The sequence below is a fragment of the Chitinibacter bivalviorum genome (assembly GCF_013403565.1).
Taxonomy (GTDB): domain Bacteria; phylum Pseudomonadota; class Gammaproteobacteria; order Burkholderiales; family Chitinibacteraceae; genus Chitinibacter; species Chitinibacter bivalviorum.
This window is the reverse complement of sequence record NZ_CP058627.1, coordinates 1,151,005-1,177,535: the sequence shown is the minus strand read 5'-3', so window position 1 is coordinate 1,177,535 and position 26,531 is coordinate 1,151,005. Positions and strand designations below refer to the sequence as shown.

General features: G+C 49.5%; 26 protein-coding genes and 1 tRNA gene. 17 read left to right on the top strand and 10 right to left on the bottom strand.

Annotated features, from left to right (window positions below; all coding sequences use genetic code 11):
- The 7 genes from ccmC to ccmI all read left to right on the top strand — a co-directional run bounded on the left by ccmC (position 1) and on the right by ccmI (position 5,427).
- A complete protein-coding gene (gene ccmC, locus HQ393_RS05535; RefSeq protein WP_179357840.1) occupies positions 1 to 771 on the top strand; it encodes a heme ABC transporter permease CcmC in 771 nt (256 codons plus the stop codon).
- On the top strand, positions 768 to 977 hold the full coding sequence (gene ccmD / locus HQ393_RS18030; protein ID WP_218871308.1) for a heme exporter protein CcmD: 210 nt from the start codon (positions 768 to 770) through the stop codon (positions 975 to 977). The genes ccmC and ccmD overlap by 4 nt, the downstream gene beginning before the upstream one ends.
- Positions 974 to 1,423, top strand: a complete 450-nt coding sequence (gene ccmE, locus HQ393_RS05525; protein ID WP_179357839.1) for a cytochrome c maturation protein CcmE — start codon at positions 974 to 976, stop codon at positions 1,421 to 1,423. The genes ccmD and ccmE overlap by 4 nt, the downstream gene beginning before the upstream one ends.
- 132 nt (positions 1,424 to 1,555) lie before the next feature.
- Complete coding sequence (locus HQ393_RS05520; protein ID WP_179357838.1) at positions 1,556 to 3,538, top strand: heme lyase CcmF/NrfE family subunit; 1,983 nt, start codon at positions 1,556 to 1,558, stop codon at positions 3,536 to 3,538.
- On the top strand, positions 3,535 to 4,080 hold the full coding sequence (locus tag HQ393_RS05515) for a DsbE family thiol:disulfide interchange protein (protein WP_179357837.1): 546 nt from the start codon (positions 3,535 to 3,537) through the stop codon (positions 4,078 to 4,080). Before HQ393_RS05520 ends, HQ393_RS05515 begins: the two co-directional genes overlap by 4 nt.
- Positions 4,080 to 4,574 (top strand): cytochrome c-type biogenesis protein, encoded by a 495-nt coding sequence (locus HQ393_RS05510; protein WP_218871305.1) that lies wholly within the window; start codon positions 4,080 to 4,082, stop codon positions 4,572 to 4,574. Before HQ393_RS05515 ends, HQ393_RS05510 begins: the two co-directional genes overlap by 1 nt.
- Complete coding sequence (ccmI, locus tag HQ393_RS05505) at positions 4,567 to 5,427, top strand: c-type cytochrome biogenesis protein CcmI (protein WP_179357836.1); 861 nt, start codon at positions 4,567 to 4,569, stop codon at positions 5,425 to 5,427. Before HQ393_RS05510 ends, ccmI begins: the two co-directional genes overlap by 8 nt.
- Positions 5,428 to 5,600: 173 nt before the next feature.
- On the opposite strand, the gene HQ393_RS05500 is transcribed toward ccmI, so the two are convergent.
- The 4 genes from HQ393_RS05500 to HQ393_RS05485 form a co-directional block, all read right to left on the bottom strand.
- Positions 5,601 to 6,287 carry a class I SAM-dependent methyltransferase gene (locus HQ393_RS05500; RefSeq protein WP_179357835.1) on the bottom strand — a complete coding sequence of 229 codons (687 nt, stop codon included), beginning with the start codon at positions 6,285 to 6,287 and terminating at the stop codon, positions 5,601 to 5,603.
- Between the two features lie 154 nt (positions 6,288 to 6,441).
- Entirely contained in the window at positions 6,442 to 6,762 is a 321-nt protein-coding gene (locus tag HQ393_RS05495; RefSeq protein WP_179357834.1) for a hypothetical protein, read from the bottom strand.
- A 117-nt stretch (positions 6,763 to 6,879) separates the two neighbouring features.
- Positions 6,880 to 7,539, bottom strand: a complete 660-nt coding sequence (narL, locus tag HQ393_RS05490) for a two-component system response regulator NarL (protein WP_179357833.1) — start codon at positions 7,537 to 7,539, stop codon at positions 6,880 to 6,882.
- A complete protein-coding gene (locus HQ393_RS05485; protein ID WP_179357832.1) occupies positions 7,536 to 9,482 on the bottom strand; it encodes a histidine kinase in 1,947 nt (648 codons plus the stop codon). The genes narL and HQ393_RS05485 overlap by 4 nt, the downstream gene beginning before the upstream one ends.
- A 183-nt stretch (positions 9,483 to 9,665) precedes the next feature.
- Here HQ393_RS05485 and napF point away from each other — a divergent pair, with 183 nt between their 5' ends.
- The 6 genes from napF (at position 9,666) to HQ393_RS18025 (ending at position 17,532) form a co-directional block, all read left to right on the top strand.
- The gene (napF, locus tag HQ393_RS05480; RefSeq protein WP_179357831.1) at positions 9,666 to 10,172 is read left to right on the top strand and encodes a ferredoxin-type protein NapF; all 507 of its coding nucleotides are present in this window, start codon (positions 9,666 to 9,668) and stop codon (positions 10,170 to 10,172) included.
- Between the two features lie 3 nt (positions 10,173 to 10,175).
- A complete protein-coding gene (locus tag HQ393_RS05475) occupies positions 10,176 to 10,457 on the top strand; it encodes a chaperone NapD (RefSeq protein ID WP_179357830.1) in 282 nt (93 codons plus the stop codon).
- Positions 10,458 to 10,476: 19 nt separating this feature from the next.
- Complete coding sequence (gene napA / locus HQ393_RS05470) at positions 10,477 to 13,020, top strand: nitrate reductase catalytic subunit NapA (RefSeq protein ID WP_179357829.1); 2,544 nt, start codon at positions 10,477 to 10,479, stop codon at positions 13,018 to 13,020.
- A gap of 99 nt (positions 13,021 to 13,119) precedes the next feature.
- Positions 13,120 to 13,566, top strand: a complete 447-nt coding sequence (locus HQ393_RS05465) for a nitrate reductase cytochrome c-type subunit (RefSeq protein WP_179357828.1) — start codon at positions 13,120 to 13,122, stop codon at positions 13,564 to 13,566.
- Positions 13,567 to 13,576: 10 nt separating this feature from the next.
- Positions 13,577 to 14,245 (top strand): NapC/NirT family cytochrome c, encoded by a 669-nt coding sequence (locus HQ393_RS05460; RefSeq protein WP_179357827.1) that lies wholly within the window; start codon positions 13,577 to 13,579, stop codon positions 14,243 to 14,245.
- Between the two features lie 737 nt (positions 14,246 to 14,982).
- Positions 14,983 to 17,532, top strand: coding sequence for a methyl-accepting chemotaxis protein (locus HQ393_RS18025; protein ID WP_179357826.1), 2,550 nt, complete (start codon positions 14,983 to 14,985; stop codon positions 17,530 to 17,532).
- A gap of 343 nt (positions 17,533 to 17,875) precedes the next feature.
- On the opposite strand, the gene HQ393_RS05450 is transcribed toward HQ393_RS18025, so the two are convergent.
- Together HQ393_RS05450 and dcd are read right to left on the bottom strand one after the other, a co-directional pair.
- Positions 17,876 to 17,946, bottom strand: a tRNA-Gly gene (locus HQ393_RS05450).
- A 200-nt stretch (positions 17,947 to 18,146) separates the two neighbouring features.
- Complete coding sequence (gene dcd / locus HQ393_RS05445) at positions 18,147 to 18,722, bottom strand: dCTP deaminase (protein ID WP_179357825.1); 576 nt, start codon at positions 18,720 to 18,722, stop codon at positions 18,147 to 18,149.
- A 153-nt stretch (positions 18,723 to 18,875) separates the two neighbouring features.
- Here dcd and HQ393_RS05440 point away from each other — a divergent pair, with 153 nt between their 5' ends.
- The 3 genes from HQ393_RS05440 (at position 18,876) to HQ393_RS05430 (ending at position 21,297) form a co-directional block, all read left to right on the top strand.
- On the top strand, positions 18,876 to 19,334 hold the full coding sequence (locus tag HQ393_RS05440) for a peroxiredoxin (RefSeq protein ID WP_179357824.1): 459 nt from the start codon (positions 18,876 to 18,878) through the stop codon (positions 19,332 to 19,334).
- A 56-nt stretch (positions 19,335 to 19,390) separates the two neighbouring features.
- The gene (locus HQ393_RS05435; RefSeq protein ID WP_179357823.1) at positions 19,391 to 20,794 is read left to right on the top strand and encodes a PhoH family protein; all 1,404 of its coding nucleotides are present in this window, start codon (positions 19,391 to 19,393) and stop codon (positions 20,792 to 20,794) included.
- A gap of 146 nt (positions 20,795 to 20,940) precedes the next feature.
- A complete protein-coding gene (locus tag HQ393_RS05430; RefSeq protein ID WP_179357822.1) occupies positions 20,941 to 21,297 on the top strand; it encodes a carboxymuconolactone decarboxylase family protein in 357 nt (118 codons plus the stop codon).
- A 79-nt stretch (positions 21,298 to 21,376) separates the two neighbouring features.
- Here the strand turns inward: HQ393_RS05430 and HQ393_RS05425 are convergent, their stop codons facing one another.
- Positions 21,377 to 22,159 carry an RNA methyltransferase gene (locus HQ393_RS05425; RefSeq protein ID WP_179357821.1) on the bottom strand — a complete coding sequence of 261 codons (783 nt, stop codon included), beginning with the start codon at positions 22,157 to 22,159 and terminating at the stop codon, positions 21,377 to 21,379.
- 70 nt (positions 22,160 to 22,229) lie between these two features.
- Here HQ393_RS05425 and HQ393_RS05420 point away from each other — a divergent pair, with 70 nt between their 5' ends.
- Positions 22,230 to 23,012 (top strand): inositol monophosphatase family protein, encoded by a 783-nt coding sequence (locus HQ393_RS05420; RefSeq protein ID WP_179357820.1) that lies wholly within the window; start codon positions 22,230 to 22,232, stop codon positions 23,010 to 23,012.
- A 136-nt stretch (positions 23,013 to 23,148) separates the two neighbouring features.
- On the opposite strand, the gene HQ393_RS05415 is transcribed toward HQ393_RS05420, so the two are convergent.
- The 3 genes from HQ393_RS05415 to HQ393_RS05405 form a co-directional block, all read right to left on the bottom strand.
- A complete protein-coding gene (locus HQ393_RS05415; RefSeq protein ID WP_218871392.1) occupies positions 23,149 to 23,499 on the bottom strand; it encodes an ArsC family reductase in 351 nt (116 codons plus the stop codon).
- Between the two features lie 64 nt (positions 23,500 to 23,563).
- Positions 23,564 to 24,703 carry a PilT/PilU family type 4a pilus ATPase gene (locus HQ393_RS05410; protein WP_179357818.1) on the bottom strand — a complete coding sequence of 380 codons (1,140 nt, stop codon included), beginning with the start codon at positions 24,701 to 24,703 and terminating at the stop codon, positions 23,564 to 23,566.
- An 18-nt stretch (positions 24,704 to 24,721) separates the two neighbouring features.
- Positions 24,722 to 26,389 (bottom strand): AMP-binding protein, encoded by a 1,668-nt coding sequence (locus HQ393_RS05405; RefSeq protein WP_179357817.1) that lies wholly within the window; start codon positions 26,387 to 26,389, stop codon positions 24,722 to 24,724.
- Positions 26,390 to 26,531: the final 142 nt, after the last annotated feature.

Here is a 26,531-nt window from a genome sequence, read left to right as displayed (position 1 = left end):
ATGCAGACACCAACAAGTGCCCGATCGAGTCGGCACTGGTTTCATTTTTCCGCACCGAGTACGTTTTACCCGCTCGCAGGGCGAGCTATTCCATGGTTTAGCGCATTGGCGCTGGTTTTGGCGCTGGCTGGTTTATGGATAGGTTTTGCCATTGCGCCGAGTGATGCACAGCAAGGCGATGGGTATCGGATTATTTATCTGCACGTGCCCACGAGCTGGATGGCGATGTTTATTTATGTCGTGATGGCATTTTGGTCGGTGATTCATTTGGTGTGGAAAACACGGCTCTCGGCACTGATGGCGCAGGCGCTTGCGCCTACGGGCGCGTGGATGGCACTGATGTCACTGCTCACTGGTTCGCTGTGGGGCAAACCCATGTGGGGTACATGGTGGGTGTGGGATGCGCGTTTAACGTCGATGTTGCTGCTGTTTTTTCTTTATTTGGGTTTTATTGCCCTCACGCGCAGCATTGATGACCCTGATCGCGCCGATCAAGCGGGTTCGATTTTGTCTCTGGTCGGGGTGTTTAATGTGCCCGTGATTTATTTTTCGGTTTACTGGTGGAATACGCTGCACCAAGGTGCTTCGGTGAGTAGCCGAGGCAGCAGTATGGCTAGTGTCATGTTGTTGGCGATGTTGTTAATGGGTTTGGCGGCGTGGATGTATGCGATCGCGATGACCTTGCGACGCGTGCGCGTTTTGATCTTGCAGCGTGAGGCCAATACCCGTTGGGTGCAGGAATTGACCGAAGTAGCGGCGAAGGAGTCATGATGGATTGGGCTATTTATTGGCAGAGCTGGTCGCAGTTTTTTGCAATGGGCGGCTATGGGGTATATGTCTGGGGTTCTTTTTTTGTATGCTTTCTGAGTCTATGCATTGAGGGGGTATTACTGCGCAGTGCGCGACAAAGCGTATTGCAACAATTGTGTCGCACCCAGATGCTGCAAGCACTGAAAGCGAAGGACGGCCAATCATGACCCCTCGTCGTAAACGTATGCTCTGGGTCGGTGGTGCGCTGATGACGTTAGCGCTGGTGGCTTTTTTTGTCGTTAATGCATTTCGCGAAAATTTGGTTTTCTTTTATAGCCCCACGCAAGTTTTGGCCGGTGAAGCCCCTCAAGGGCGCGCTTTCCGGATTGGTGGCATGGTCGCCAAAAATACGCTGCTGCGCGGGGATGATGGGGTGACGATGCAGTTTGCCGTGACCGACACCGATAAAACCATTGCCGTGAAATATAAAGGCTTATTGCCGGATTTATTTAAAGAAGGCAAAGGCGTCGTGGCGCAGGGTAGTTGGGATGGGCAAGTGTTTACCGCCAGCGAAGTGCTGGCCAAGCATGATGAAAATTACATGCCGCCCGAAGCCCAAGACGCCGTGAATAAGGCGCATCAGCGAGCGGCGGAGAAGTCTGCGGCCAAATAGCTCTGGGCAAGTCTGGGCAGTGCCGATCCTAAATTGGGCGCACTGCGACGTTGGTAATTTTGGTTTTAGCCTCACACCGAAGGCCAGTGCAGTGCGAGCGCTGGTAAAAATGGTGTTGCAGAAGGGTAAGTAATGATTGGTGAACTCGGTTTATTTACGTTGATTCTCTCCGCCTTGGTGGCTCTGGTGTTGGCAGCTTGCGGTATTGCTGGCGGGCAAATGCAAAATAGCGCCTTGATGCGGATTACTCGGCCTGCCGCGGTGCTGCAATTATTGTTGCTACTGGCGTCGTTTGGCCTGTTGGCGACCGCATTTTTGCAGGATGACTTTTCGCTGATCTATATCGCCAAGCAATCGAATCGACTGCTCCCCGATTTATATAAATTTGCCGCCGTATGGGGCGGGCATGAAGGCTCGCTGTTGCTGTGGGTGCTGATGCTATCGGGTTGGACCGCTGCGGTGGCGGTGCTGGGGCGGAGTTTGCCACTGACTGTACGTGCTTTGGTGCTGGGCGTGTTGGGCTTTGTTTCGCTGGGTTTGCACTTATTTATTTTACTGACCTCCAGTCCGTTTACCCGCTTACTGCCTGCCGCACCCGATGGCAATGACCTCAATCCGCTACTACAAGATCCAGGTTTGGTGTTTCATCCGCCGCTGCTGTATATGGGCTATGTCGGCTTTTCGGTGGCGTTTGCTTTTGCCATTGCCGCGTTATTGACCGGGCGACTGGATGCCGCGTGGGCGCGTTGGAGTCGGCCGTGGACGGCGGCGGCGTGGGTGTCGCTGACCTTGGGGATTATGCTCGGTAGCGCATGGGCGTATTACGAGCTCGGTTGGGGCGGCTGGTGGTTTTGGGATCCAGTTGAAAATGCATCATTTATGCCGTGGCTGGCCGGTACGGCCCTGATTCACTCGCTGGCGGTCGCCGAGAAACGCAATGCGTTTAAGCATTGGACGGTACTGTTAGCGATTACGACCTTTTCCTTATCTTTGCTCGGCACATTCCTGGTGCGATCTGGCGTGCTGACCTCCGTGCATGCGTTTGCGACAGATCCAACGCGCGGCATGTTTATTCTGATTTTCTTGTGCATTGTGATCGGCTCATCGCTGGCCTTGTACGCCTGGCGCGCGCCCAAGATGGAAGGTGGTGGCGCGTTTGGCTGGTGTTCGCGCGAAACATTGTTGCTGGCCAATAATGTGTTATTCACCGTGGCATGTGCGACGGTCATGCTGGGGACTTTATATCCGCTGCTGATTGATGCGCTGGGTTTGGGCAAATTATCGGTAGGCCCACCGTACTTTAACTCGGTGTTTGTACCGCTGATGTTACCGATGCTGATTATGGTGGGTATGGCTGGCACGATACGTTGGAAGCAACACGCGCCGAGCGAAATTGTGACTGCTTTACGCTGGCCAGCGGTGGCCGCAATCGCGCTTGGGATAGTTGCACCATTTTTATGGAGCAGCAGTTGGCGCTGGGGTGTGGCCGTGGCCTTGGGTATTGCGATCTGGGTGGCGTTGACTGCGGCGCTCGATTGGTTGAGCCGATTGCGTTTGGTGATGAGTAAAGGCCTTGCGTTTTGGCGTGCGCCGTTTGCCTTGCCTGCCTCGTTTACCGGCATGCATCTGGCGCATTTGGGTGTGGCCGTGTTTGTCGCCGGTGTGACCGTGGTGTCGAGCTATGAGCACGAAGACGACGTCAAAATGAATCATGGCGATACCTTGGCAGTAGGTGGCTATACCTTACGCTTTGATGGCATAACGCCTGAACGGGCAAGCAATTTTGCTGCGCTTAAAGGTAATCTTAGTTTGCTCAAAGATGGCCAAGCGGTAAGTGTTTTGCATCCTGAAAAACGCCAGTATTTCTCCAGCAATATGCCGATGACTGAGGCCGCGATTCACCATTCGCCGTTTTACGATGTGTATGTCTCGCTGGGCGAGCCAATCGAGGCGAACCCATTTACCGGTGCGTGGGTGATTCGTGCGCATTACAAACCCTTGGTGGGCTGGATTTGGTACGGCTGTATTTTGATGGCTTTGGGGGGCACGCTGGCGCTGAGTGATCGACGCTATCGATTGTCGCGCCAACAAAAACAGGCAGAGGTGGCAGTATGAAACGCTACTTGCCTCTGATTATTTTTGTCGCGCTCGCAGGCTTATTGTCCTACGGTTTGCGCTTAAATCCGCGTGATATTCCATCGCCTTTGATTGGAAAACCAGCCCCTGTGTTTACGCTCGATCGCCTTGAAGCGAGCAAACGTGGGGAAAAATTTCACGCCAAATCGCTATTGGGGCAACCGTGGGTGCTCAATGTCTGGGCATCATGGTGCTCCGCATGTGTGGTTGAGCATCCGGTATTGAACCGCTGGCAAAGTAAGCTAGGTGTACCTCTGGTCGGTATGGCCTACAAGGATAGCGATGACGATAGCCAAAAATGGCTGGCGGCGCGCGGCAACCCTTATACGGTTGTGATCGCTGATCGCGATGGTCGAGTGGGGATCGATTTTGGCGTGTATGGCGTGCCGGAAACCTTTGTGATTGATGCTCAAGGCACGATTGTTTTGAAACATACTGGGCCAGTGAGTGACGACGTTTTTGCCGACAAAATCATGCCCGCTTTGCAGCAGGCTCGTCGAAATCAGGCGGGGGTGAAGTGATGCGCAATTACCTTGCTCCGATTTTTGCGCTGCTGTTGATGTGTCTGCCCGTGGCGCAGGCCAAAACCTCGCCAGCGGCCAGTAATGTCGCTGTCGAAGCGCGCCTAGTGGCCTTATCCGCCGAATTGCGTTGCCTGGTTTGCCAAAACGAAAGCCTCGCCAGCTCGCGTGCGCCATTGGCAGAGGATTTGCGTCGCGAGGTGCGCGAGCAAATTAGTGCCGGGAAAACTGATCGTCAGATTATTCAGTACCTCACCGATCGTTATGGCGACTTTGTGACTTATCGCCCGCCGTGGAATGCGCGGACTCTATTGTTGTGGCTAGGGCCTTTGCTGTTGATGTTGCTTGGTGTGGGTATATTGTTGCATAACTTGCGCAAAAAGGATCGTGGCGATATACATGCTGATGTATCTGGTTCTTCTACGCCGCCAGATGCAGCATTGCCAACCTTGGCACAATTACAGCGCGAGTTTGAGGATAAAAAAGATGAATAACTTTGCGCTGATTTGCGCCGTCTTGGTGGCCCTTAGTTTACTTGTTTTGTTGTTTCCGCTCTTTCGTGCGCAGCGCGTTCAGAACGATGATTTACGTCGTGCGCGTTATGAATTGCACGACAGTATTTTGGCCGAGTTGGCTAGCGATGTCGCTAACGGCCGCCTCAGCCAAAACGAATATCAGGCCAGTATTGCCGAAGCTGAGGCGCGTTTAGTGGCTGAAGTGGGGCTCGCTAAACCCGTTGCCGAGATTGCACCGCGCAGTCGTGCCGCCACCATTGTGGCTATCGGACTGTTGCTGCCCTTGATGGCGGGATTACTGTATTTCAAGCTGGGCAACCCCGCTGCGCTCGAACCGATGAATCGACAGGCCGCAGCGCCCGCAGCCGTCATGGATGCCGCTAAAATCGAAGGCATGGTGAAAAGTCTCGAGGCCAAGTTGGCGCTTGAACCCGATAACACTCAAGGCTGGCTAATGCTCGCGCGTAGCTATCGTACGCTGGCGCGTTATGACGACGCTGTGAAAGCCTATGAGCAGGCTTGGCCGCTGGTGCAAAAGGACTCTGGTGAAATTGCCCGTTTCGCTGGCTCGCTCGCGGTCAAAGACAATACCTTTGCTGGCCGTCCTACTCAATTATTGGCCAGAGCGCTGGAAATGAACGCCAGCGAACCCGACGCCTTGATGTTGGCTGGCAGTGCAGCACTACAACGGGGTGATCGCGAAGCGGCGTTGACATGGTGGAATAAGCTGCTGGACTTGCTTGAGCCTGGTTCGGAAGATGAAAAATGGCTGATTGAAGAAATTCGTATCGTGAAGGAGCAGACCGCTTCAGCACCAGTAGAAAAGAAATAATTGGGGTATTTAAATGCGACCATTCATTGTATTGGTCTAGATAGAAATACATCTTGTATGTATAAAAGCCCACTGCAAAGTGGGCTTTTTATTTGTTGGTTTGCCGGCCAAGTGGCCATCGAAATCCGCGCCCAATTTTGCTCGAATATTTGAAATTGAGGGGGTCAGTTGCACTACGGACTCATGCGCTGCATGTCGATTTTTTGATAAATCCCTCTGAAGCGACGCACGGGCGGTGTTTCTTGGTCGAAAAAGTCGTTAGCCACGATTTCTGTAAAACCTAACGCTTTAATTTCATCGATTTCTGCACGAGTGAGTGGCCACGGCATTGCGCCGATTGCTTCGACGGGCTCTCTCAATCTGGCGACGATTAGTAAATAGCCATTGCTGGCTACGCATTGCGCAATATGGCTTAGCGCAGCTGGGCGTAATTGGGCGGGTAAAACCTGCAAAGTATAGGCTTCAACCACGAGATCAAACGCATTGCACCAGTCTGTTGGGGCTTCAAATAGATTTGCCACGCAATAGCGAACGGGCGATTGAGGAAAGCGCTGTAGGCACTGGGCAATGGCGGTTTTGGCGATATCAATAGCAGTTACATCGAGGCCTTGCTGAGCCAACCATTCCGCATCGTCCCCAAGGCCGCAACCGACTTTCAAGGCGCTCTTCATGTTTGTAAATCGATGGCGTTGCTCGTCGAATAATGCGGTTAAATTTGGATTTGGTATCAGGTCAGCCCAAGGAACGATCGCCTCATAGCGTTGCGCCTTGGCGTAGAGCGTTTCAAACCAATCCAGTGGCCGCCCGTCATTGATTGCTTCGGCGGCTAATTGTCGTGCTGTGGCGTGCAGTGTATCCATTTAAACCTCCGATCGAAAGGAGCTGTAAGTGGTTTAGGTTGTGCGGGGTCAAGCCGGCTGCAGGAGTAAATCAACGATTCTCATTTAAATGGTTTAGGCACATTGTGTATTATATTTTTGTGAGCGAGATTTGCATCTCTACCCAACGCGGAAGTCATTTCAGCATTAACTTTATGCCAACAAACACTTTTTTGACGATGACTACGTTTAACCCAAACCCAATTGAAGTAAGTAAATTCAAAAAAATTTGTGAACTATATTTTCCAAAAATATTAAGTCCTTCGAAGTAGCTTTGAGCAGAAAACAAAAATCCTGACCACGGCCAAGAAAGCAGAAGAAGGAAAAAACCTGGGATGTTGTATGAGTTATGCCATGGCCAACTCATGTATCTAAATAAATACCAAGTTAAATAATAAATAAACATTACAGCAAAAGCAGTAAAGAAAGCCATGTAATCTCGGATGGTTAAGTTCATTTAGCACCAAGTTAAAATGATAAAGTTTCGTTCCTTTGATTCTGAATAAAGCAACTACGAGAGGCTGCTCTTGGCTGTAGATTCAGCCGATCACAGGCATTCACCACAAAATAGTACTTAATATTTAATACCATTTTCAACAGCCCATACCGCCGCTTCAAGCCGCGAGCGGAAGCTAAGTTTGCGCAGCAGGCTTTTGACATGCACTTTGACTGTGCCCTCTGCAATACCCAGTTGGCGGCCGATGAGTTTATTCGATAGACCTTGCGCTAGGCATTGCAAGATTTCCTGCTCGCGCTCGGTGAGGTGCGATATTTGTTGATTACGATCGCTGGTGTCATCTTCGCGCAGCGCAACCGCTAACGCGCGACCGAGGCGCTCGGGGATGGCCATTTGCCCGTCGAGTGCTTCGCTAAGACGCGCTACGATGTCTTCGGGCTCCATGTCTTTGAGCAGGTAGCCATCAGCGCCGGCGCGGACTGCGGCGACGAGGTCGCGGCTGTCATCAGATACGGTAAGCATCACCACTTTGCTATCAAGATCAAGTAGCTTGATTTCTTTGAGTGTGGCGATGCCGTCCATGTCTTTCATATTCAAATCAAGAATGACCAGATCAGGCTGGGTGTCGGCAACAATTTTTACGCCCTCAACGCCCCCCGCAGCTTCGCCGACGACTTCAAATTGCGGATTGAGCCCCAGCAGTTGCACGACCCCTTTGCGAAAGAGGGGGTGATCGTCAATCACGACAATGCGGTAGCTTTCAGTTGGCGTATTCATAAGGTGGTGTCCTGATTGGGTTGAGTGGGGCGGTTTTGTGTGTTTGGTACAGGGTCGATCGCCAATGTGCTTTCATTTTGGGCGAAAGGTGTCGTTGGGACAAACCTCAGGGTGACTTGTGTGCCTGTGGGTGCGCGACTTTGCATGGTAATGGTGCCACCTAAGCTTTGCGCCCGATCTCGCATGATTGATAGGCCGTAATGCTGCGGCCGATCGGGGTTGGGGCTGAGTCCTTTGCCGTCATCGCTAATACTCACGACTATTTCATTGCCTATCCACGCCAGCTGTACTTGCGCGCTTTGGGCTTGTGCGTGGTGGTGCACATTGGCCAATGCCTCGCGCACAATTTGTAAAACGTGGATTTCTTCTTCTGCGGCCAATTCGATGCCAAGCAGATGGTTACTAAGCTGGATGTCGAGTTGCGAGCGTTCGGTAAATTCCCCGACGGTTGCCATGAGCGCGGCATTGAGCCCACCTTGGTTAATTTGCAGACGAAAGGTGGTGAGTAATTCTCGTAATTGCCGGTACGCAGCATTAAGCCCCTCACGCAGCTCTTGCAAGGTGGCTTGTGCTGCGTCGGGTTTGTCGTTGATCTGGCTTTGCAGGCGTACGACTTGGATTTTTAGGTAAGACAAAGCCTGCGCGAGCGAATCATGCAATTCACGGGCAATGACCGAGCGCTCTTCAAATAAGGCAAGACGGTGCAATGATTGCTTGCGGCGTGAGCCCGCCAATGCTGCGCCCAGATTGCGACTGACGTCTTCGAGTACCGCGATTTGCCACGGCGCCAATTGAACTCCATTGGCAATGGTGATCGGCATAATGCCGTAGGTGATACCGCTATCAAGTAAGCGGAACACCATCTCATTGCCGCCCGTATCGCTGTTGATCGCGTTGTTGTCGTGATGGCTATGGTCGATACAACTGGCGCAATCTTGCTCTAGGCAGCCCAACCGCATGCCTTCTTGCTGATTGTTGGCCAACTTAAAAGCTGACTTGATCGGAATGTGGTGTTGTTTGGGGTTAATGTCCGTGAGGCAAACGGCTGCGTTGCTTAATGGAATGAATTCCCCTAAGGCCTTGAGTACCTGATCAAAGATCGCCTGATCTGGCTCATGATCGGCTAGCAGGGCTTTAATCCGATAGCGCAATTGCAGGGCAATTTGGTTTTGCTCTAATTCGGACGTTTTCTCGGCGACGCGTAACTCAAGCTGGCTGTGGCTAGCTTCAAGCTCGTCGAGCATGCGATTAAGGGCAGTTTTTAGCGTGCCGATTTCACCACTGGCGGGGGTGTTAATGCGCGTGGCGTATTGTCCTTTTTTGACCTGGTCTGCCACGTTTGCCATGTTGTAGAGGGGGTATGAGATATAACGATAAGCCCAGTAAAGCGTCCAGATAAATACCCCACATACGATAGCAAGCGTGACCCATTGAATGTGAATCAATAGTTTCAAACGTGTTTCGTGAGCCTTTTCTAGCTCTGATACAAATTCATCAATCTCACTGACATACTGATGTATCGATGGCAGCAGCACGCTGGCATAGAGCGAATCGTCGCGTTCTAGGCTGGGGCGGATTTCATTGCGCCAGCGGCTTTCGATTTGATTGAACTGTATGCGGATCGGGTCTTGCGCATCACTAGGTAGTGCGTTTTGAATATTGCTGTGATAGAGGCGATGCTCAAACTCGGCGACAACCTGACTTAAATTGGGGTGCGAGCCCGGAATCGGGGCGGGCGGGGCAAGCGCCGTGGCGGCGATTAAATAAGATTGTTTGCGCAATGAGCCCGCCATATTGATCGCTTCGCCGCCGCCAGCTGACAGATTGGCCGTCCAGCCGCTTAACACCAAGCTGAAAACACCAGGCAATACTAATAGCAAGAGCGCCAGCGATAGGCGAGCGACGATGGTGAGGTTTACAAGAGATGTAAATCGAAATGCCACAACAACTCCAAAATTAACCTATCTTTAACACACAGCAGTTAGGGTTAGGTAAAAGGCGTATTTTCCTGCCCCTTGCGTGACCACTATATACCTAGGAGTGGGTATCTCAAGCGCATCTACCCCTTCAGAGTCATTGTCGCAACACGGCTGAAGGCCTAGTCTTCGCCTAAAAGAGAGTCATCTATGCCTGTTGATCAGTCACGCCGAAGTTTACTGTTTGGTCGAAAGCCTGCAGTTAAAACAGCACCGATATTTCGTCCGCCTTGGGCGATTGAGCAATTTACCGAGCAATGTACGCGTTGTGGCGAATGCCTGTCTGCTTGCCCGAGTCAGATTATTGTGGCTGGTGATGGTGGCTTTCCCGAGATCGATTTTAGTCGTGGGGAGTGCACTTTTTGTGGCGAGTGCCGCGACGCTTGTCAGCCCAAAGCACTGAGTTTGATTGCCGAAATGGCATGGGCACAACACATTGAAATAGCAAGCGATTGTATGGCGCAGCAAGGTGTCGATTGCCGTGTGTGCGGTGAAATGTGCGATGCCAAGGCCATTCATTTTCAACTGAGTTTAGGGCGAGTGGCGCAGCCGATCATTGAAAGTGATCTTTGCACCGGATGTGGGGCTTGTGTTGCCCCCTGTCCGAGCGCTGCGATCAAGATGGTGCAGCGGCAAGCTCAAACAATGGAAGCCTAATTAATGAATATGTATAGCCTCGTAGTACGCGCCATGCCGGGAAAAATGCCCGATGTGCGCAAGCAATTATTAAGTGTTCCCGGTGTGGAGTTGCATCAGGAACATGAAGGCCGCCTCATTGTGACCGTCGAGGATGTGCCGGGATTTCGAACCAGCGAAGCATTGACCCTCATTCAGTCATTTGAAGGAATCATCTCCACCACATTGGCTTATGAATATTGTGATGATGAGCCCGATAGCAATTCCCAGAAAACCAGTAACACCATAGAAAACCAATCCGTATAGCAGGTGAGGAGGATTACCCATGAGCATTGATCGTCGTGATTTTATTAAGGCTACCGCAGTGAGTGCTGCGGCAGCCGGGATTGGCATCCCACTAATCGCCGAAGCTGCACCGAAAAAAACAGCGCCTACGCCTGCAAGCACAGCGGTAGATAATGCGATTCGCTGGGATAAAGCACCTTGCCGCTTCTGCGGTACTGGCTGTACGGTACAAGTGGGAACGCAAAATGGTCGTGTAGTCGCGACGCAAGGTGATCCTGAGGCGGAAGTTAATCGCGGGCTCAATTGCATCAAAGGTTATTTCCTTTCCAAAATCATGTACGGGGAAGACCGCCTCACGCAGCCATTGCTGCGCAAGAAAAATGGCCAGTACGACAAAAATGGTGAATTTACCCCCATTAGCTGGGATGAAGCGTTCTCTATCATGGAGAAAAAATACAAGGAAGCACTTAAAGCTTCCGGCCCGACATCGATTGCGATGTTTGGTTCCGGCCAATGGACGATCCATGAAGGCTACGCGGCGAGCAAATTAATGAAGGCCGGCTTTCGCAGCAACAACATCGACCCCAATGCACGTCACTGTATGGCGTCTGCAGTAACGGGCTTTATGCGTACCTTTGGTATGGATGAGCCTATGGGTTGCTATGACGATATTGAAGTGGCTGACGCTTTTGTATTGTGGGGCTCAAATATGGCCGAGATGCACCCGATTTTGTGGAGCCGCATCGCTGATCGTCGCCTGTCTAACCCGAAAGTCAAAGTTGCAGTCTTATCGACGTTTGAGCATCGCTCATTTGAGTTGGCCGATCAGAGTGTCATTTTTAACCCGCAAACTGATTTGGCAATGATGAATTTTATTTGTCATCACATCATCAGCACGGGGCGCGTTAACAAAGATTTTGTTAAAAAGCATGTGAATTTCAAAATGGGTGAAAGCGATATTGGTTATGGTTTGCGCCCCAACCATGCGCTCGAAAAAGACGCCAAAGCCAATGGCTACCCCGGTGCCGATGGCAAGCCCAAAACCAACCCGAATGATGCCAAAGCGATTAGCTTTGAAGAGTTTGCCAAATATGTTTCCGAATACACGGCCGAAAAAGTCAGCAAGATTTCCGGTGTATCCGAAGAAAAACTCATCGCCTTGGCCGAATTGTATGCCGACCCGAAAATCAAAGTAACGTCATTCTGGACGATGGGTTTTAACCAGCATACGCGTGGCACATGGGCCAATAATATGATTTACAACGTGCATTTGCTCGTTGGCAAAATCGCAGAGCCCGGCAATAGCCCATTCTCGTTGACTGGCCAGCCATCCGCTTGTGGTACGGCGCGTGAAGTCGGTACGTTTGCCCACCGCTTGCCTGCAGATATGGTAGTGACCAATCCTGAGCATCGCAAACATGCCGAAGAAATCTGGCAACTGCCCGACGGCACCATTCCAGACAAAATCGGTCTGCATGCCGTGGCGATGGCGCGAGCGATCAAGGATGGCAAGGTCAAGGTGTATTGGCAAATGGCCAATAACAATATGCAGGCCGGCCCGAATATCAATCAGGAGCTGTACCCAGGCTGGCGTCGTCCTGACACGTTTGTCATTGTGTCTGACCCTTATCCAACCGTCTCGACACTGGCTGCCGACCTCGTTTTGCCAACCGCGATGTGGGTGGAAAAAGAAGGTGGATTTGGTAATGCGGAGCGCCGCACCCAAGTTTGGCGTCAGCAGGTCAATGCGCCGGGCGAAGCCAAATCGGATTTGTGGCAGATCGTTGAGTTTTCAAAACGTTTCAAAATGGAAGAAGTCTGGCCTGCTGATTTACTCGCCAAAAAGCCGCAATACAAGGGTAAAACCTTGTTTGATGTGCTTTACGCGAATGGCAAGGTCAATAAATTCAAAAATGATCAATTGCAAAAAGGTTTTGAAAACCAGGAAGCCAAAGCTTTTGGTTTCTATTTGCAAAAAGGCCTGTTTGAAGAGTATGCCGAATTTGGCCGTGGCCATGGCCACGATCTGGCACCGTACGATATGTACCACCAAGTGCGCGGTTTGCGCTGGCCGGTGGTGAACGGCAAGGAAACCAAATGGCGCTACCGTGAGGGCTACGATCCTTATGTGCAAAAAGGCGAGGGCCTGAAGTTCTACGGCAATAAAGACGGCAAAGCCAATATCTTTGCGCTGCCTTACCAGCCTGCCGCCGAAGCCCCGGACAAGGAATACAATCTGTGGCTGTGTACCGGGCGCGTACTGGAACACTGGCATACCGGCACGATGACCAATCGCGTACCCGAATTGCACAAAGCCGTTCCCGAAGCCGTCGTCTTTATGCACCCCGATGAAGCCAAGCAGCGCGGCCTGCAGCGCGGCATGGTCGTGAAAGTGATTTCGCGTCGCGGCGAGATTACGGCGCGACTGGAAACGCGCGGCCGCAACAAACCGCCGATGGGGCTGATTTTCGTGCCTTTCTTTGACGAGGGACGTCTGATCAATAAAGTCACGCTGGATGCGACTTGCCCGATTTCGAAACAGACTGACTTTAAAAAGTGTGCCGTTAAAGTAGTCAAAGTTTGATTGTTGGGTATTGCTGTCAAAGCCAATTAAATATTGATCTTGCTGGCAATACCCCATTGATTTTGGTTGCATGCATAATAGGATTCAGAGGAGTAAAAAATGAAAAAGTTAGCCTGCTTGTTTGGCTTGATTTTGGCCTTGGGCTTGAGCGTATTAAGTGGTGGCGTGATCGCCGAAGAACTGCGCTCATTGCGCGGCACCGAAGCGGTGAAAGGTGATGTGCCGTCGGAAAACTATCGTTATGAACGTGATAAACCGGCTCAGCAGCGCCAGTGGGTACAGCAACCACCGATTATTCCGCATACGACCAAGGGCTATTTGATTACCAAGGAATTCAATAAATGTCTCGATTGCCATAGCTGGAATCGTGCGACCGAAGCCGGTGCACCCCGCGTCTCCGTGACTCACTTCAAAACCCGTGATGGCAAAGAGCTGGCCGGCCTGTCGCCACGTCGTTATTTCTGTGTTCAGTGCCATGTTCCGCAAACAGATGCCAAACCACTGGTTGGCAATACCTTTAAATCCGCTGATGGCCTGGTGAAATAAGGGGTAGCGTATGAATTGGATTATGAATCGCTGGCACAAAATCCGAGCGGTTAGGCTCGGATTTTGGGGCTTGGTCGGGATGTTTATCCTCGGTATTATTTTCTGGGGCGGCTTTAATACTGCGCTGGAAATGACCAATACCGAGAAATTTTGCCTGTCGTGTCACGAAATGCGCGACAACGTCTTTCCCGAGTATCAGGAAACCGTGCATTACACCAATCGTTCCGGTGTGCGCGCAACTTGCCCGGATTGTCATGTGCCGCATGAATGGGGCCCGAAAATGATCCGCAAGATTCAGGCTTCCAAAGAAGTCTGGGGCAAGCTGACCGGCACGATCAATACGCGTGAGAAGTTCCTCGACAAGCGGATCGAGCTGGCGCAGCACGAGTGGGACAGGATGAAGGCCAATGATTCGAAGGCCTGCCGTAATTGCCACAATTACGAATACTTCGATTATATGGAGCAAAATCGTCGTTCAGCCAATGCGCACCAAAAAGGCTTAAGCACTGGCATGACGTGTATTGATTGCCATAAGGGTATTGCGCATCATCTGCCAAATGTGGAGCAATATGTTGGCGACTCAGGCAAAGAGGGTGTTGCGCCTGAAGTAATGCACCCGCATTCACTCAATAGCAGTGCTGCTTCTGCGGTATCGGATGATATTGCAGGCGTGCAATAGCTTCGCCTATATAGGTAATTCTACAGCCCGCTCATTTGAGCGGGCTTTTTTTGTTGACAATTTAGAACCAATGTGGCTATTGACTTACGATCTAACATGATCGTTTTTACGCCACTTCGTATTAGATGCTATTAATCAGCTTGAATTCCATGCTTTTTCCGTGTATCAATAATTGTGCACCGCAGCATGTGAAGTGAGTATGTGTTGCAAATAGGTTAAGCGTAACCGCACGAGCAATGTGAATGATTGAGTCAAACGAGAGTTATTCAAAGTTTGAGGTGGCTTGACATGACGGGTTGCAAATATTTATACCCCGCAAGTATCGGGGCATCTCAGAAATAGTTGATTAAAATCAATAAATTCGTGAGTGAAAAGGTTACAAAATTGGCAAATTTGCCTTAATACATTAGAGCGTTTTGAATTAGCAGGTCGCAAACGCGCTGATTAAAGATGATGTATTTATTTCGACTTGCGGCCTGTACCTGAATGCTAGCTGTTTATGCTCTTGTCTCTTGTGTTATATCTCGCGGGGTGGCCGTGCACGCTATGGTAGATGTAATTAAATTAAATGCTATGCAAATTAAGCCACTGTCGTTAAGGGTAGAAAATAAATTTATGGGGTTTAATAGGAATTGCAATTCAAACTGAGCGTAAGGTAGGTGCTGGAAAGTAAATTATCGAGCGGTGAATTGTAATTAATTAAATGTTCTCTGGCTTGCCATGGGTGGAGTAATAAAATGTCATTTCTTAGTTCTCTAAAAGTTCGTACTCAGATGGGGCTTGGCTTTGGAATTATATTGCTCCTTTTGTTGATTATTAGTTTTCTGGCTTTTTCCAGAATGGCAACGCTCGATGAGTCGGTAAATCTGCTGGTCAAAGATCGATACCCAAAAACGGTATATGCCAATAATGTCATTAGTCAGGTTAATCAGGTCGCACGTTCTACGCGAAATATTCTACTGTTCTCTGATATTAATAAAATAAACTCAGAAATCGATAGCATTGCTGACGCACGTAAACGTATTTCGGAAAGTTTAGAGAAATTAGATCAGACAATTAAAAACGAAGACGCTCGGGCTAAATTCAAAGTTGTCACTGAGGCCCGCAAAGACTACGTCAAAAATCTGGAAGACTTTTTGGTGCTTATCAAATCAGGCCAAAAAGAAGCCGCTTTGACATTACTCTTGGGACCAATGCGTGATGCTCAGCTTGCTTATATGAAATCGATCGATGATGTGATCGACTTCCAGTCCAAATTAATGGAAAACGAAGGTGTTAAGGCGGCAGCTACGGTTGAGTCGGCTAAAAAACTGATTTTAATCATCGGTTTTTCAGCGCTCAGTCTTGGTCTGCTCATCGCATGGCTAATTGTTCGCGCCTTGATGAAGCAACTCGGTGGCGAGCCTTCTCAGGCAGCTGCGATCGCCCTAGCTGTAGCCAAAGGAAATATGAATAACACCATCCATTTGCAGCCTGGAGATACATCCAGTGTGATGGCCGCCATGAAGCAGATGCAGGGCGCAATTACTACTTTTGCCGATGAGCAAAATAAAATGGCTGAACAGCATGCACTAGGCTGGATTAAGGTGCAGATGGATTCAAATAAATTCTCGGGCAGCTTTGCCAAGATGGCAAATGATGTTAATGCGTTGGTTAATTCGCACATTGCTGTGAAGATGAAAATAGTTGAAGTGATTAGCGAATATTCCAAAGGCAACTTCCAGCCTGATATGGATCGATTGCCCGGGGATAAAGCTAAAATTACCGCAGCAATTGATGACGTTAAAACGGCATTGGTGACGATCAGTAATGACGTGAAGATGCTGGCGGAAGCGGGCTCTCAAGGAGATTTCAGCAAGCGGGCCCAAGCGGATAAATATGCGTTTTTGTTCCGAGACATGATTAAAGATCTCAATTTGCTGGTTGAAACCTGCGATGTTGGCTTTAATGATGTGCTTCGCGTTGCTAATGCTTTGGCTGCTGGAGATTTGACCCAATCCATAAATAAAAACTATCCAGGTTTATTTGGGCAAACCAAAGAAGGTGTCAATGCCACGGTAGAGTCGTTGAGAAAAATCGTATCTGAAATTGAACTTGTTGTAGAAGCCGCTGCAGATCGTGGTGATTTTAGCGTCAAAATTGACCTATCTGAAAAGCAAGGCTTTACACGACGTTTATCAGAGCTGCTCAATCAATTGTCTTCAGTTACTGATAACGGTTTACGTGATGTGATGCGGGTTTCTCAGGCATTATCGGAAGGCGATCTGACTCAAACCATCAAGCAAGAATATCCAGGTCTCTTTGGTGAAACTCGCCTCGCTGTGAATTCCACCGTTGAAAATTTGCAGCGTCTCGTTGGCGAAATTCAATATTGCGGATCCTCGATAACTACAGCCGCAAAAGAAATATCACAAGGTAACTCCGACTTATCCCGTCGGACTGAGGCTCAGGCTGCTAGTCTTGAGGAAACGGCGTCGAGCATGGAAGAGCTTACTAGTACCGTTAAGCAAAATGCAGATAATGCAATTGTGGCTAGGCAGTTGGCTCATAGCTCCTCAGAGGTGGCAACCAAGGGAGGGGTAGTAGTAAATAAAGTAGTCGATACAATGAGTATGATTAATGAGTCATCGCGCAAAATTGTAGACATTATCAGCGTCATTGACGGTATCGCATTTCAGACCAATATTTTGGCGCTAAATGCCGCAGTTGAAGCGGCAAGAGCGGGTGAACAGGGGCGCGGATTTGCAGTTGTCGCATCAGAAGTTCGTAATCTTGCCCAACGCTCCTCATTGGCGGCAAAAGAGATCAAAGTACTCATTAGCGATTCAGTCAGCAAGGTCGAAGGGGGCGCCAAACTGGTTGCTGAGGCTGGAAGCACAATGCTGGAAATCGAAAGCAGTATTAAGCGGGTCACAGATATCATGAGTGAAATCTCCAGTGCGTCTAGCGAGCAAAGCGCAGGTATTGGCCAAGTCAATCAGGCCATCATCCAGATGGATGAGGTAACGCAGCAAAATGCCGCTCTGGTTGAAGAAGCTTCTGCTGCCGCAGAGTCTTTGGAAGAGCAGGCTCAGACGCTTGGCGATGCAATTAGTGTGTTTAAGCTTGCGCATAATGAGCGAAAAACTCTCTTGCCAAAGGTGACGCAGACTATAGCCAAGCCTTCTGTAGCCAAAAATGTGGACGGTGCTAAGGCATTGGTGGCGCGTGCTGCGACTGCAGGTGGTGCTCAGTCGGTTGGCAAATTACTGAATCAGCAGGATGAGGAGAGCTGGACTGAATTTTGACGTGCGGTTTTGATCTTGCCTCGCAGATAGCGCATTGGTAGGTCTTGAAAAAATAGTCGAGAAATTGAGATAACCATGACAGTAATGAGCGGATTACAGTTCGGAGAAAGGGATCGAACCCTAGCGTGTAGCATTGGTTGCAGTTGTAGTGGTATTCACGGGTATCAGTTAAGCGCTCATTTTTACTAATTTATAAGTCGATTTATTTGCTTGAAATTAGCTTGTGGTGTGAATGGTGACGCGACTAATTTCTCATTGCTGCATATAAGCAAATCGAATCCATAAACAGCACTTTCATGAAAAAAGGCCAGAAGTCTTCAGACTTCTGGCCTTTGTATTTATGAGCGGGCGAAGGGAATCGAACCCTCGGCTCGTGCTTGGGAAGCACGGGTATTGCCATTATACGACGCCCGCAGAGCGCACATTATAACAGTAGATGCGCATGGTGTATCAAGTGAATGAGTAATAGCGGAATACAAAGCCTAAAAGTACGCAATGCTGTTGGAAGCTCTTTCTGTGCTTACAGATGGCACGAATAAATCGTGCCGTACGCTTGGGATACATGCGCATTGCTTGTCTCCGACGTCCGCTTAAGCTCAAAAATTCGCAGCAATTTAGGTTTTCGGTAGTGTTACGCCGTGCTGACCTTGGTATTTGCCGCCGCGATCACGGTAGCTGGTTTCACATACATCATCGACATCGGCTTCGAAGAACAATACCTGTGCCACGCCTTCGTTGGCGTAGATTTTCGCTGGCAGTGGCGTGGTATTGGAAAACTCCAGCGTCACATATCCTTCCCATTCAGGCTCAAACGGAGTGACGTTCACGATAATGCCGCAGCGCGCGTAGGTTGATTTACCCAAGCAAACGGTTAGGGCATTACGAGGAATGCGGAAATATTCCACCGTGCGTGCCAGTGCGAATGAATTGGGTGGGATAATGCAGTAGCCTTTGCCAGAAACATCGACAAAGCTATTTTCATCGAAGTTTTTCGGGTCAACGATGGTCGAATTCAGATTGGTAAATACTTTGAATTCATCGGCACAGCGAATGTCGTAGCCGTAGCTGGAAGTGCCGTAAGACACGATGCGCTCACCATTGACTTCTTTGACCTGCCCAGGAATAAACGGCTCGATCATGCCGTGTTCTTGCGCCATACGGCGAATCCACTTATCTGACTTAATACTCATGCTGTCACACGCCTGTAAATATTTTTCCCGTATTGTACTAGTAAAGCGCAGTTTGGCTAAATCAAGTTGCGAGCGCGTCATGAAACTTGATTAGCCGCACACAATTGCCGACAATGAAGTAATGCTTCAACCTTGTAAGATTCTGGAGAATTCATGTCCTCTGCCATTTGTTCGGCACTTCAACTTCCAACCACCAATGCTGGCCAATTCGACTTGTCTCAACTGGCCACTCCTTATGCAGTGATTTATTTTTACCCCAAAGACAATACGCCGGGCTGCACAACCGAAACGGCGGATTTTCGTGATCATTACACTCAATTTATCGCCGCAGGCGCGACGGTGTATGGAGTTTCACGTGACAGCATCAAAAGTCATGAAAATTTCAAAGCCAAATTGGGCTTGGATTTTGAGTTGATTTCCGATCCCGAAGAAGTTGCTTGTGAAGCGTTTGGTGTGATGAAACTCAAAAACATGTATGGCAAACAAGTGCGGGGTATTGAGCGCAGCACTTTTGTGATCAGCGCTTCTGGCGAGATACTCAAAGAGTGGCGCGGGGTGAAAGTGCCAAACCATGTGGCAGAAGTGCTCAATTTTGTTGTGAGTTTGAAGTAAACCAAAGCGGCAATTAAGCCGCTTTTTTGTTGTCTAATCGAATGGAGGAACGCATCATGGCTGCCAAAAAAGCACAGAAAATCAGCAAGCTATTTGTACTTGATACTAATGTTTTGATGCATGACCCCACCTCTTTGTATCGTTTTCAGGAGCATGATTTATTTGTGCCGATGATGACGCTCGAAGAGCTCGATTCCAATAAAAAGGGTATGACCGAGGTTGCACGCAATGCCCGCCAAGCCAGCCGTTTTATGGAGGAGCTAGTCGCGGGGATGGAGCATAATTTGTACGATGGCGTTTCGCTGGAGGATGCAAGTAAAGGGCAGGCGACAGGGCGCTTGTTCTTGCAAACCGAAGCGATTACCAGCGTGCTGCCGTCGCAATTGCCGATGGGTAAGGCAGACAATCAGATTTTAGGCGTTGTTCATCACCTGCAAGCGATGCAGCCCAAACGCGAAGTCATTTTGGTGTCTAAAGACATCAATATGCGGATTAAAGCGCGCACTTTGGGTTTGGCGGCTGAGGATTACTTCAATGACAAAGTGCTTGAAGATACCGATCTGCTTTATAACGGCATGCGCGAAATTGATCAGAAGTTCTGGGAGCGTAATTCCAAAGATCTGGAAAGCTGGCAAGAGGGTGGCCGTAGCTACTGGCGCATCAAAGGCCCAGACGTGGCCGAGTTGTATATTAACCAGATGTTGTATCAAACTGGCGATACACCGCTGCAGGCGCGAGTGCTCAGTATTGATGGGAAATCAGCTGTAATTGAAAGCCTGAAAGATTATAGCCACACCAAAAATGCCATTTGGGGCATTACGGCGCGCAATCGCGAGCAAAACTTTGCGCTTAATCTATTGATGAATCCTGATGTGGACTTCGTTTCTTTGCTCGGGCAGGCCGGTACCGGCAAAACGCTGCTGACGCTGGCGGCCTGCCTAGCGCAAACGCTGGAATCAAAAATCTATACAGAGATCATTATGACCCGGGTGACGGTGCCTGTGGGAGAGGATATTGGTTTCTTACCGGGGACTGAAGAAGAAAAAATGCTGCCGTGGATGGGGGCGCTAGAGGATAACCTCGATGTGCTCAACCAAACTGATGCCGAGGCGGGCGATTGGGGGCGGGCGGCGACGCGCGATTTGATCCGTAGTCGGATTAAAGTTAAATCGCTCAACTTTATGCGTGGCCGCACTTTCCTGAATAAATTTCTGATTATCGACGAGGCGCAGAACTTAACGTCCAAGCAAATGAAAACGCTGATTACGCGCGCGGGCCCCGGTACCAAGGTGGTGTGTTTGGGGAATATCAGTCAGATCGATACACCTTATTTGACTGAGGGCTCGTCAGGCTTAACGTATGTGGTTGATCGATTTAAAGGGTGGGATCATTCTGGGCACATTACCTTGACTCGTGGAGAGCGTTCACGTCTGGCTGATTATGCGGCTGAGGTGCTGTAGTTAGACTTGGTGTTTTTTACCAAGCCGCGTCGAATTTCGGCGCGGCTTTGTTTTTGCGCAATGATCAAATGCACAAACAATTTATTATTATATATATTGTATGTGAACCCTGATGTTTATGCGGGGTCTGAGTTTAGGAGTGAATTATGAGCGAACAATACCATCAACTCGTGCGGGAAATTACTGGCAAATTGCGCGAGTTTAATAAAGAAATTCCCGATACTGCACAGGCCTTCGGCGCTTTGACCAAGGCAACGCACACGGAGGGAGCGATCAGCAAGAAAAATAAAGAGCTGATGGCCATGTCTATTGCGATTGCGGCGCGCTGCCAAGGTTGCTTGGGTTTTCATGCGCAAGCGTGTGTGAAGTTAGGCGTGACACGGGCTGAATTTTTAGAAATGATTCAGGTTGCCGTGTATATGGGTGGCGGCCCCAGTATGATGACGGGCGCAGAGGCTTTGTTGGCTTATGAGGAGTATGGCGGCGAAAAAGCTGCTGTTTGAGGCCTACCTGGCAATACTTTGCTGGGGTATGTAAAAAAGAGGGGCTAGGCCCCTCTTTTTTGTTGATTCAATGTAAACATCAAGGTTTGCGATCGAACTCGGTGGTGGCCTTCAAAATACCACGCAAAATATCCACTTCTTCGCGCTCCAGCTCTGCACGAATAAAGAGTCGGCGCAGGCGCGGCATTAGGCGTTTGGGCGCGTGAGGGCGTAAAAAACCAATCTTGAGCATTACTTCTTCGAGGTGCTCAAAGAAGCGTTCCATCGCTTCGTGCGTCGCTGGGTCTCGTTCTTCCTCGAGGTGTTGCACATCAACCCAATCCGCTTCAAAGCAACTGGTGCGCAGCTCGTAGGTCAGTACCTGTACCGCTTGCGATAGATTCAGGCTGGAATAGTGTGGATTGGTTGGGATCGTAACCCGGTCGCTGCACATCGAAAGTTCATCAATCGTTAAGCCGCTGGTTTCGGCGCCAAATACCAGTGCGATTTCCTGGCCAGCACGGGCACTGCGGATGATGCTCGGGGCGATTTGACGCGGGGTTTGCAGTGGCTGTGATAGCTCGCGGCGACGAGCGGTGAGTGCAACTTGCATGGTGGTGCCGGCCAAGGCTTCAGCCATGCTGCTCACGACTTTGGCATTTTGTAAAATATCGTCGGCGCTGGATGCGAGTGCGGTAGCGACTTCGGAGGGGAATTCTTTTGGGTTGATCAGATAAAGCTCAGTGAGACCCATCGTTTTCATCGCGCGAGCGGTCGAGCCGATATTGCCGGGGTGGCTGGTGTGCGATAAAACAACACGAATTTGCGGTAAACAGGCGGTTTCATCGCCTTGATATAAATTTTTATTGATTTCTTTATTCATTCTTGGTTTATTCCGACGCCAGAGGCGGGTAGAATACGTCCTTAATTACGTTCTTTCAAATTGAGAAACCATGCATCCGATGCTAAACACCGCGGTGCGCGCAGCGCGCCGTGCGGCGACCGTTATTCAACGTGCGTCCAATAACCTGGATTTGATTACCCCTGAAAAGAAAGGTCACAATGATTTTGTGTCCGAAGTCGACCGTGCGGCTGAACAAGCCATCATCGATACCATTCTTGAGGCGTATCCGAATCACGCGATTCTAGCAGAGGAGTCGGGCGCGCGCGGCAACTCTGAATACGTTTGGATTATTGACCCGCTCGATGGCACAACCAATTTCTTGCATGGTTTTCCTCAGTATGCAATTTCAATCGCGCTAGAACACAAAGGTGTGATTACTCAGGCCGTCGTGTATGACCCAAATCGCAATGATTTGTTCACTGCGACGCGTGGTGTTGGCGCTTTCCTGAATGATCGTCGTATTCGTGTGTCAAAAGTGCGCGAATTGTCAGATGCGTTGGTGGGGACCGGTTTCCCTTATACCAAATTTGAAAACCTCGAAACTTATCTCAATATCTTCCGCGATATGGCGCAAAAGTCGGCTGGCGTACGTCGTCCGGGCGCTGCTGCTTTGGATCTGGCTTATGTGGCCTGCGGTCGTTTTGATGGTTTCTTTGAGTTCGATTTGAAGCTGGTTGATATTGCGGCTGGTACTTTGCTCGTGCAAGAAGCGGGCGGCTTGGTGACAGATATGAACGGCGAGGAGAAATTCCTCGAGTCTGGTGACGTGCTGTGTGGTACGCCACGTGTATTCGGCCAGATGCTGTCATTGATTCGAGGTCATTTGAAATAAGCGATCTTGTTAAGCAAAAATAAAAGCCGACTTCAAGTCGGCTTTTATTTTGTCGATTGTTTTGTTGGATTTGCTATACGCTATGGGTATGGCTTTGAATGCTTTTATTTAAAATATTTTTAGCGATATACCTGTGTTACTTTAATAGTTGAGCATGATAGTTTTCTGGTTTGAAACCTACGATAACTTGAGTGCCGCTCATGAGAACTGGGCGCTTAATCAGCGAGTGGTGGGTCAGCATTAGCTGTATTGCGCTGGCTTCATCGACTACGCTAGCTTTGGTTTCATCGTCTAGTTTGCGCCAAGTTGTGCCTTGCTTATTGATCAAAATTTCCCAACCAACAGCAGTAATCCATTCCTTGGTCTGGCTTTCCTTGAGCCCTTGTTTTTTGAAGTCGTGCCATTCGTACTCAAAGCCATTGTCACTAAGCCATGTGCGCGCCTTTTTTACGGTGTCGCAGTTTGGAATACCAAATAATTTCATGATGTTCTCGTGCAAATAATAAGGCGCGGCTAAAAATAGTCGCGCCTGAGTGTAAGGGGCTTAGGGTTTAGTGGAGGGGCATATCGAAGCTGAGATCGTCATTTTCTTGTTGAACGACTCGATTGCGGGCTGCTTCTTGTTCTTGAATGGATTGTGCATTGTTCACCATCCAAGATAGGTTGGTGGCCGAGTCCGCATTACGTAGTGCTTCGTCCAACTCAATTTCACCTGCCCGATACATGCGATAGAGCGATTGCTCGAAAGTTTGCGAGCCTTCGGCGAGGGTTTGTTCCATCGCCTCTTTGATTTCGGTGAGCTCGCCGGTGCGAATCAGCTCCGAAATACGGTTGGTGTTGAGCATGATTTCGACAGCGGGTTTGAGTTTGCCATTTTTTGCGCGGACGAGTCGTTGTGACACAATGGCTTTGAGTGACGTCGACATGTCGTACAGTAGTGATTCACGGGCTTCTTGCGGATAGAAGTTAACAATCCGGCTGAGTGAGTGATAACTATTGTTAGCGTGGAGGGTTGAAATGCAAAGGTGGCCTGCTTGCGCATATTGCATGGCATAGGTCATGGTTTCTTGGTCGCGAATTTCGCCCAGCATCAATACGTTGGGTGCTTCACGCATCGCGTTGCGCAGTGCGTCGTGATAGCTGTGGGTGTCGGTGCCGATTTCGCGTTGATTGACCAATGATTTTTTGTGGCTGTAAATAAACTCGATCGGATCTTCCATCGTTAAGATGTGGCCGCTGTGGTTTTCATTGCGGTGCTCCAGCATGGCGGAGACGGTCGATGATTTGCCAGATCCTGTTGCGCCGACTAACAAAATAATGCCGCGCTTTTCCATGACCAAATCTTTCAAAATATCTGGCATGCCAAGCTCTTCGAGCGTGTCAGCTTTCGGTTTGATGTAGCGCGCCACGAGTGCTACCGTGCCGCGACTTTTGAAGACGTTAATCCGAAAGTTGCCCAGCTCAGGTACGGGGTAGGCCATATTGAGTTCGAGATCGCGCTCGAACGCCGCCACGCGATCCGCGCCCATTAATTGGTAGGCAAGTTGCTTGACATGTTCGGCACTTAGAACTTGATTGTTGACTGGGTGGCACAGGCCTTGAATTTTAATCACGATCGGCGAGCCCGCCGCTAAAAATAGGTCGGAGGCGCTGCGCTCGGCCATGAGCTTAAAAAAAGGCAGTAAGTTCATTGTTATCCCTTTGTTTTTTTATGCGCGCAATTCTCGCCGCAATATTTTACCTACATTGGATTTGGGTAGGCTGTCGCGGAACTCTATCACGCGGGGCACTTTGTAATTAGTTAATTGTTTGCGGCAATGTTGCAAAATGGCGTCGCTAGTTAGCTCAGCATCTTTCTTAACGATAATGATTTTAACGGCTTCGCCAGTTTTGTCATCGGGAACGCCAATACAGGCTACTTCCAAGACACCCTCGAGCTCGGCCACTACACTTTCGATTTCGTTAGGGTAAACATTAAATCCCGAAACCAAGATCATATCTTTTTTGCGATCTACGATTTGAAAATAGCCTGTGGGCTGCATCACAGCAATGTCACCTGTCGCCAAAAAGCCATCTTTGCCTAGTACGGCATCGGTTTCTTCCTGTCTTTGCCAGTAGCCCTGCATGACCTGTGGCCCGCGGATGAATAATTCACCGGCCTGGCCAGCGGGGAGGGGTTGACCATCTTCATTGCGAACTTGGGCTTCGGTTTGCGGGATCGGCAGGCCGATCATTCCGTTATATTCTTTAATGTTGATGGGGTTGATGATTGCGGCCGGTGAGGTTTCGGTGAGGCCGTAGGCTTCGGCGAGGGTGACGCCTGTAATCTTTTTCCAGCGCTCGGCGACGGCGTGTTGTACGGCCATTCCACCGCCTAGCGCTAATTTCCATTTGGAAAAATCAAGGCGGGCAAATTCGGCGTTATTCAAAAGGGCATTAAAGAGGGTATTTACTCCGGTCATGCAAGTAACGGGATACGCCGAAATTGTTTTGACCATGCCGGGGATGTCGCGGGGGTTGGTAATCAATAAATTAGTGGCGCCAATTTTGCTAAAGACCATGCAGTTGGCGGTTAATGAGAAGATGTGGTACAGCGGCAATGCGGTAACAATGACCTCTTTGCCCTCGGCGACTGCGGGTCTGATCCAGGTGTGGGCTTGCTGCATATTGGCGACGATATTGCCGTGGCTGAGCATCGCGCCTTTCGCAAGACCTGTGGTGCCGCCTGTATATTGTAAAAATGCTAGGTCTGAGTGGTTTAATTGTACTTTTTGTAGGGTATGTTTTTGACCTGCTGCTAGCGCCTCATTAAAAGTAATATGCCCATCCAGGGTATATTCGGGCACCATTTTTTTGATGTACCGAATCGCGGCGTTAACAATGAGGCGTTTTGGAAATCCAAGCATGTCGCCGATCTCGCAGAGCACGACATTCTTAATGGCCGTTTGCGCAACGATGCTTTCCAGTGTGTGAGCAAAATTGGCAAGAATCACAATCGTGTTGGCGCCGGAGTCTTTGAGTTGATGTTGCAGCTCGCGCGGGGTGTAAAGTGGATTGACGTTAACCACGACATAGCCGGCGCGTAAGATGCCGAAAATTGCGACCGGATATTGCAATACATTGGGCAGCATCACTGCAATGCGTGAGCCTGCGGGTAGTTTGAGGTGTTGCTGCAGGTAGGCGGCAAAGTTTTTGGATAGCGTATCAAGCTCTTGATAGCTAATGGATTTTCCCATGTTAATAAAAGCGGCTCGTTCGCCATATTTTTTGACGCTTTGTTCAATGACTTCTGGAATTGATGCAAATTCATCGAGATCGATCTGGTCTGATACCCCCGCTTGGTAGTTGCCAAGCCATACTTTTTCTACTGTTTCCATGGTCATTCTCCTGACTATTTTTCTACTGTAGGGTTAAATGGCGTTTGAATTCAACTGATTTGCGCCCCAGTGGTGTTTCGTTGACAGAGACTTTCTGTTAGAATCGCAACAAATCTCTTGCTGCGCATTGTGTATATGATTC

Excerpts from the sequence above, each read along its gene's own strand:
- HQ393_RS05440 (WP_179357824.1), top strand. The coding sequence starts at position 18,876 with ATGTCCTCTGCCATTTGTTCGGCACTTCAACTTCCAACCACCAATGCT.
- HQ393_RS05435 (WP_179357823.1), top strand. The coding sequence starts at position 19,391 with ATGGCTGCCAAAAAAGCACAGAAAATCAGCAAGCTATTTGTACTTGAT.
- HQ393_RS05425 (WP_179357821.1), bottom strand. The coding sequence starts at position 22,159 with ATGAATAAAGAAATCAATAAAAATTTATATCAAGGCGATGAAACCGCC.
- HQ393_RS05510 (WP_218871305.1), top strand. The coding sequence starts at position 4,080 with ATGCGCAATTACCTTGCTCCGATTTTTGCGCTGCTGTTGATGTGTCTG.
- HQ393_RS05405 (WP_179357817.1), bottom strand. The coding sequence starts at position 26,389 with ATGGAAACAGTAGAAAAAGTATGGCTTGGCAACTACCAAGCGGGGGTA.
- HQ393_RS05465 (WP_179357828.1), top strand. The coding sequence starts at position 13,120 with ATGAAAAAGTTAGCCTGCTTGTTTGGCTTGATTTTGGCCTTGGGCTTG.
- ccmD (WP_218871308.1), top strand. The coding sequence starts at position 768 with ATGATGGATTGGGCTATTTATTGGCAGAGCTGGTCGCAGTTTTTTGCA.
- napA (WP_179357829.1), top strand. The coding sequence starts at position 10,477 with ATGAGCATTGATCGTCGTGATTTTATTAAGGCTACCGCAGTGAGTGCT.
- dcd (WP_179357825.1), bottom strand. The coding sequence starts at position 18,722 with ATGAGTATTAAGTCAGATAAGTGGATTCGCCGTATGGCGCAAGAACAC.
- ccmC (WP_179357840.1), top strand. The coding sequence starts at position 1 with ATGCAGACACCAACAAGTGCCCGATCGAGTCGGCACTGGTTTCATTTT.
- HQ393_RS18025 (WP_179357826.1), top strand. The coding sequence starts at position 14,983 with ATGTCATTTCTTAGTTCTCTAAAAGTTCGTACTCAGATGGGGCTTGGC.
- napF (WP_179357831.1), top strand. The coding sequence starts at position 9,666 with ATGCCTGTTGATCAGTCACGCCGAAGTTTACTGTTTGGTCGAAAGCCT.
- HQ393_RS05430 (WP_179357822.1), top strand. The coding sequence starts at position 20,941 with ATGAGCGAACAATACCATCAACTCGTGCGGGAAATTACTGGCAAATTG.
- HQ393_RS05495 (WP_179357834.1), bottom strand. The coding sequence starts at position 6,762 with ATGAACTTAACCATCCGAGATTACATGGCTTTCTTTACTGCTTTTGCT.
- HQ393_RS05420 (WP_179357820.1), top strand. The coding sequence starts at position 22,230 with ATGCATCCGATGCTAAACACCGCGGTGCGCGCAGCGCGCCGTGCGGCG.
- narL (WP_179357833.1), bottom strand. The coding sequence starts at position 7,539 with ATGAATACGCCAACTGAAAGCTACCGCATTGTCGTGATTGACGATCAC.
- ccmI (WP_179357836.1), top strand. The coding sequence starts at position 4,567 with ATGAATAACTTTGCGCTGATTTGCGCCGTCTTGGTGGCCCTTAGTTTA.
- HQ393_RS05460 (WP_179357827.1), top strand. The coding sequence starts at position 13,577 with ATGAATTGGATTATGAATCGCTGGCACAAAATCCGAGCGGTTAGGCTC.
- HQ393_RS05410 (WP_179357818.1), bottom strand. The coding sequence starts at position 24,703 with ATGAACTTACTGCCTTTTTTTAAGCTCATGGCCGAGCGCAGCGCCTCC.
- HQ393_RS05515 (WP_179357837.1), top strand. The coding sequence starts at position 3,535 with ATGAAACGCTACTTGCCTCTGATTATTTTTGTCGCGCTCGCAGGCTTA.
- HQ393_RS05520 (WP_179357838.1), top strand. The coding sequence starts at position 1,556 with ATGATTGGTGAACTCGGTTTATTTACGTTGATTCTCTCCGCCTTGGTG.
- HQ393_RS05500 (WP_179357835.1), bottom strand. The coding sequence starts at position 6,287 with ATGGATACACTGCACGCCACAGCACGACAATTAGCCGCCGAAGCAATC.
- ccmE (WP_179357839.1), top strand. The coding sequence starts at position 974 with ATGACCCCTCGTCGTAAACGTATGCTCTGGGTCGGTGGTGCGCTGATG.
- HQ393_RS05475 (WP_179357830.1), top strand. The coding sequence starts at position 10,176 with ATGAATATGTATAGCCTCGTAGTACGCGCCATGCCGGGAAAAATGCCC.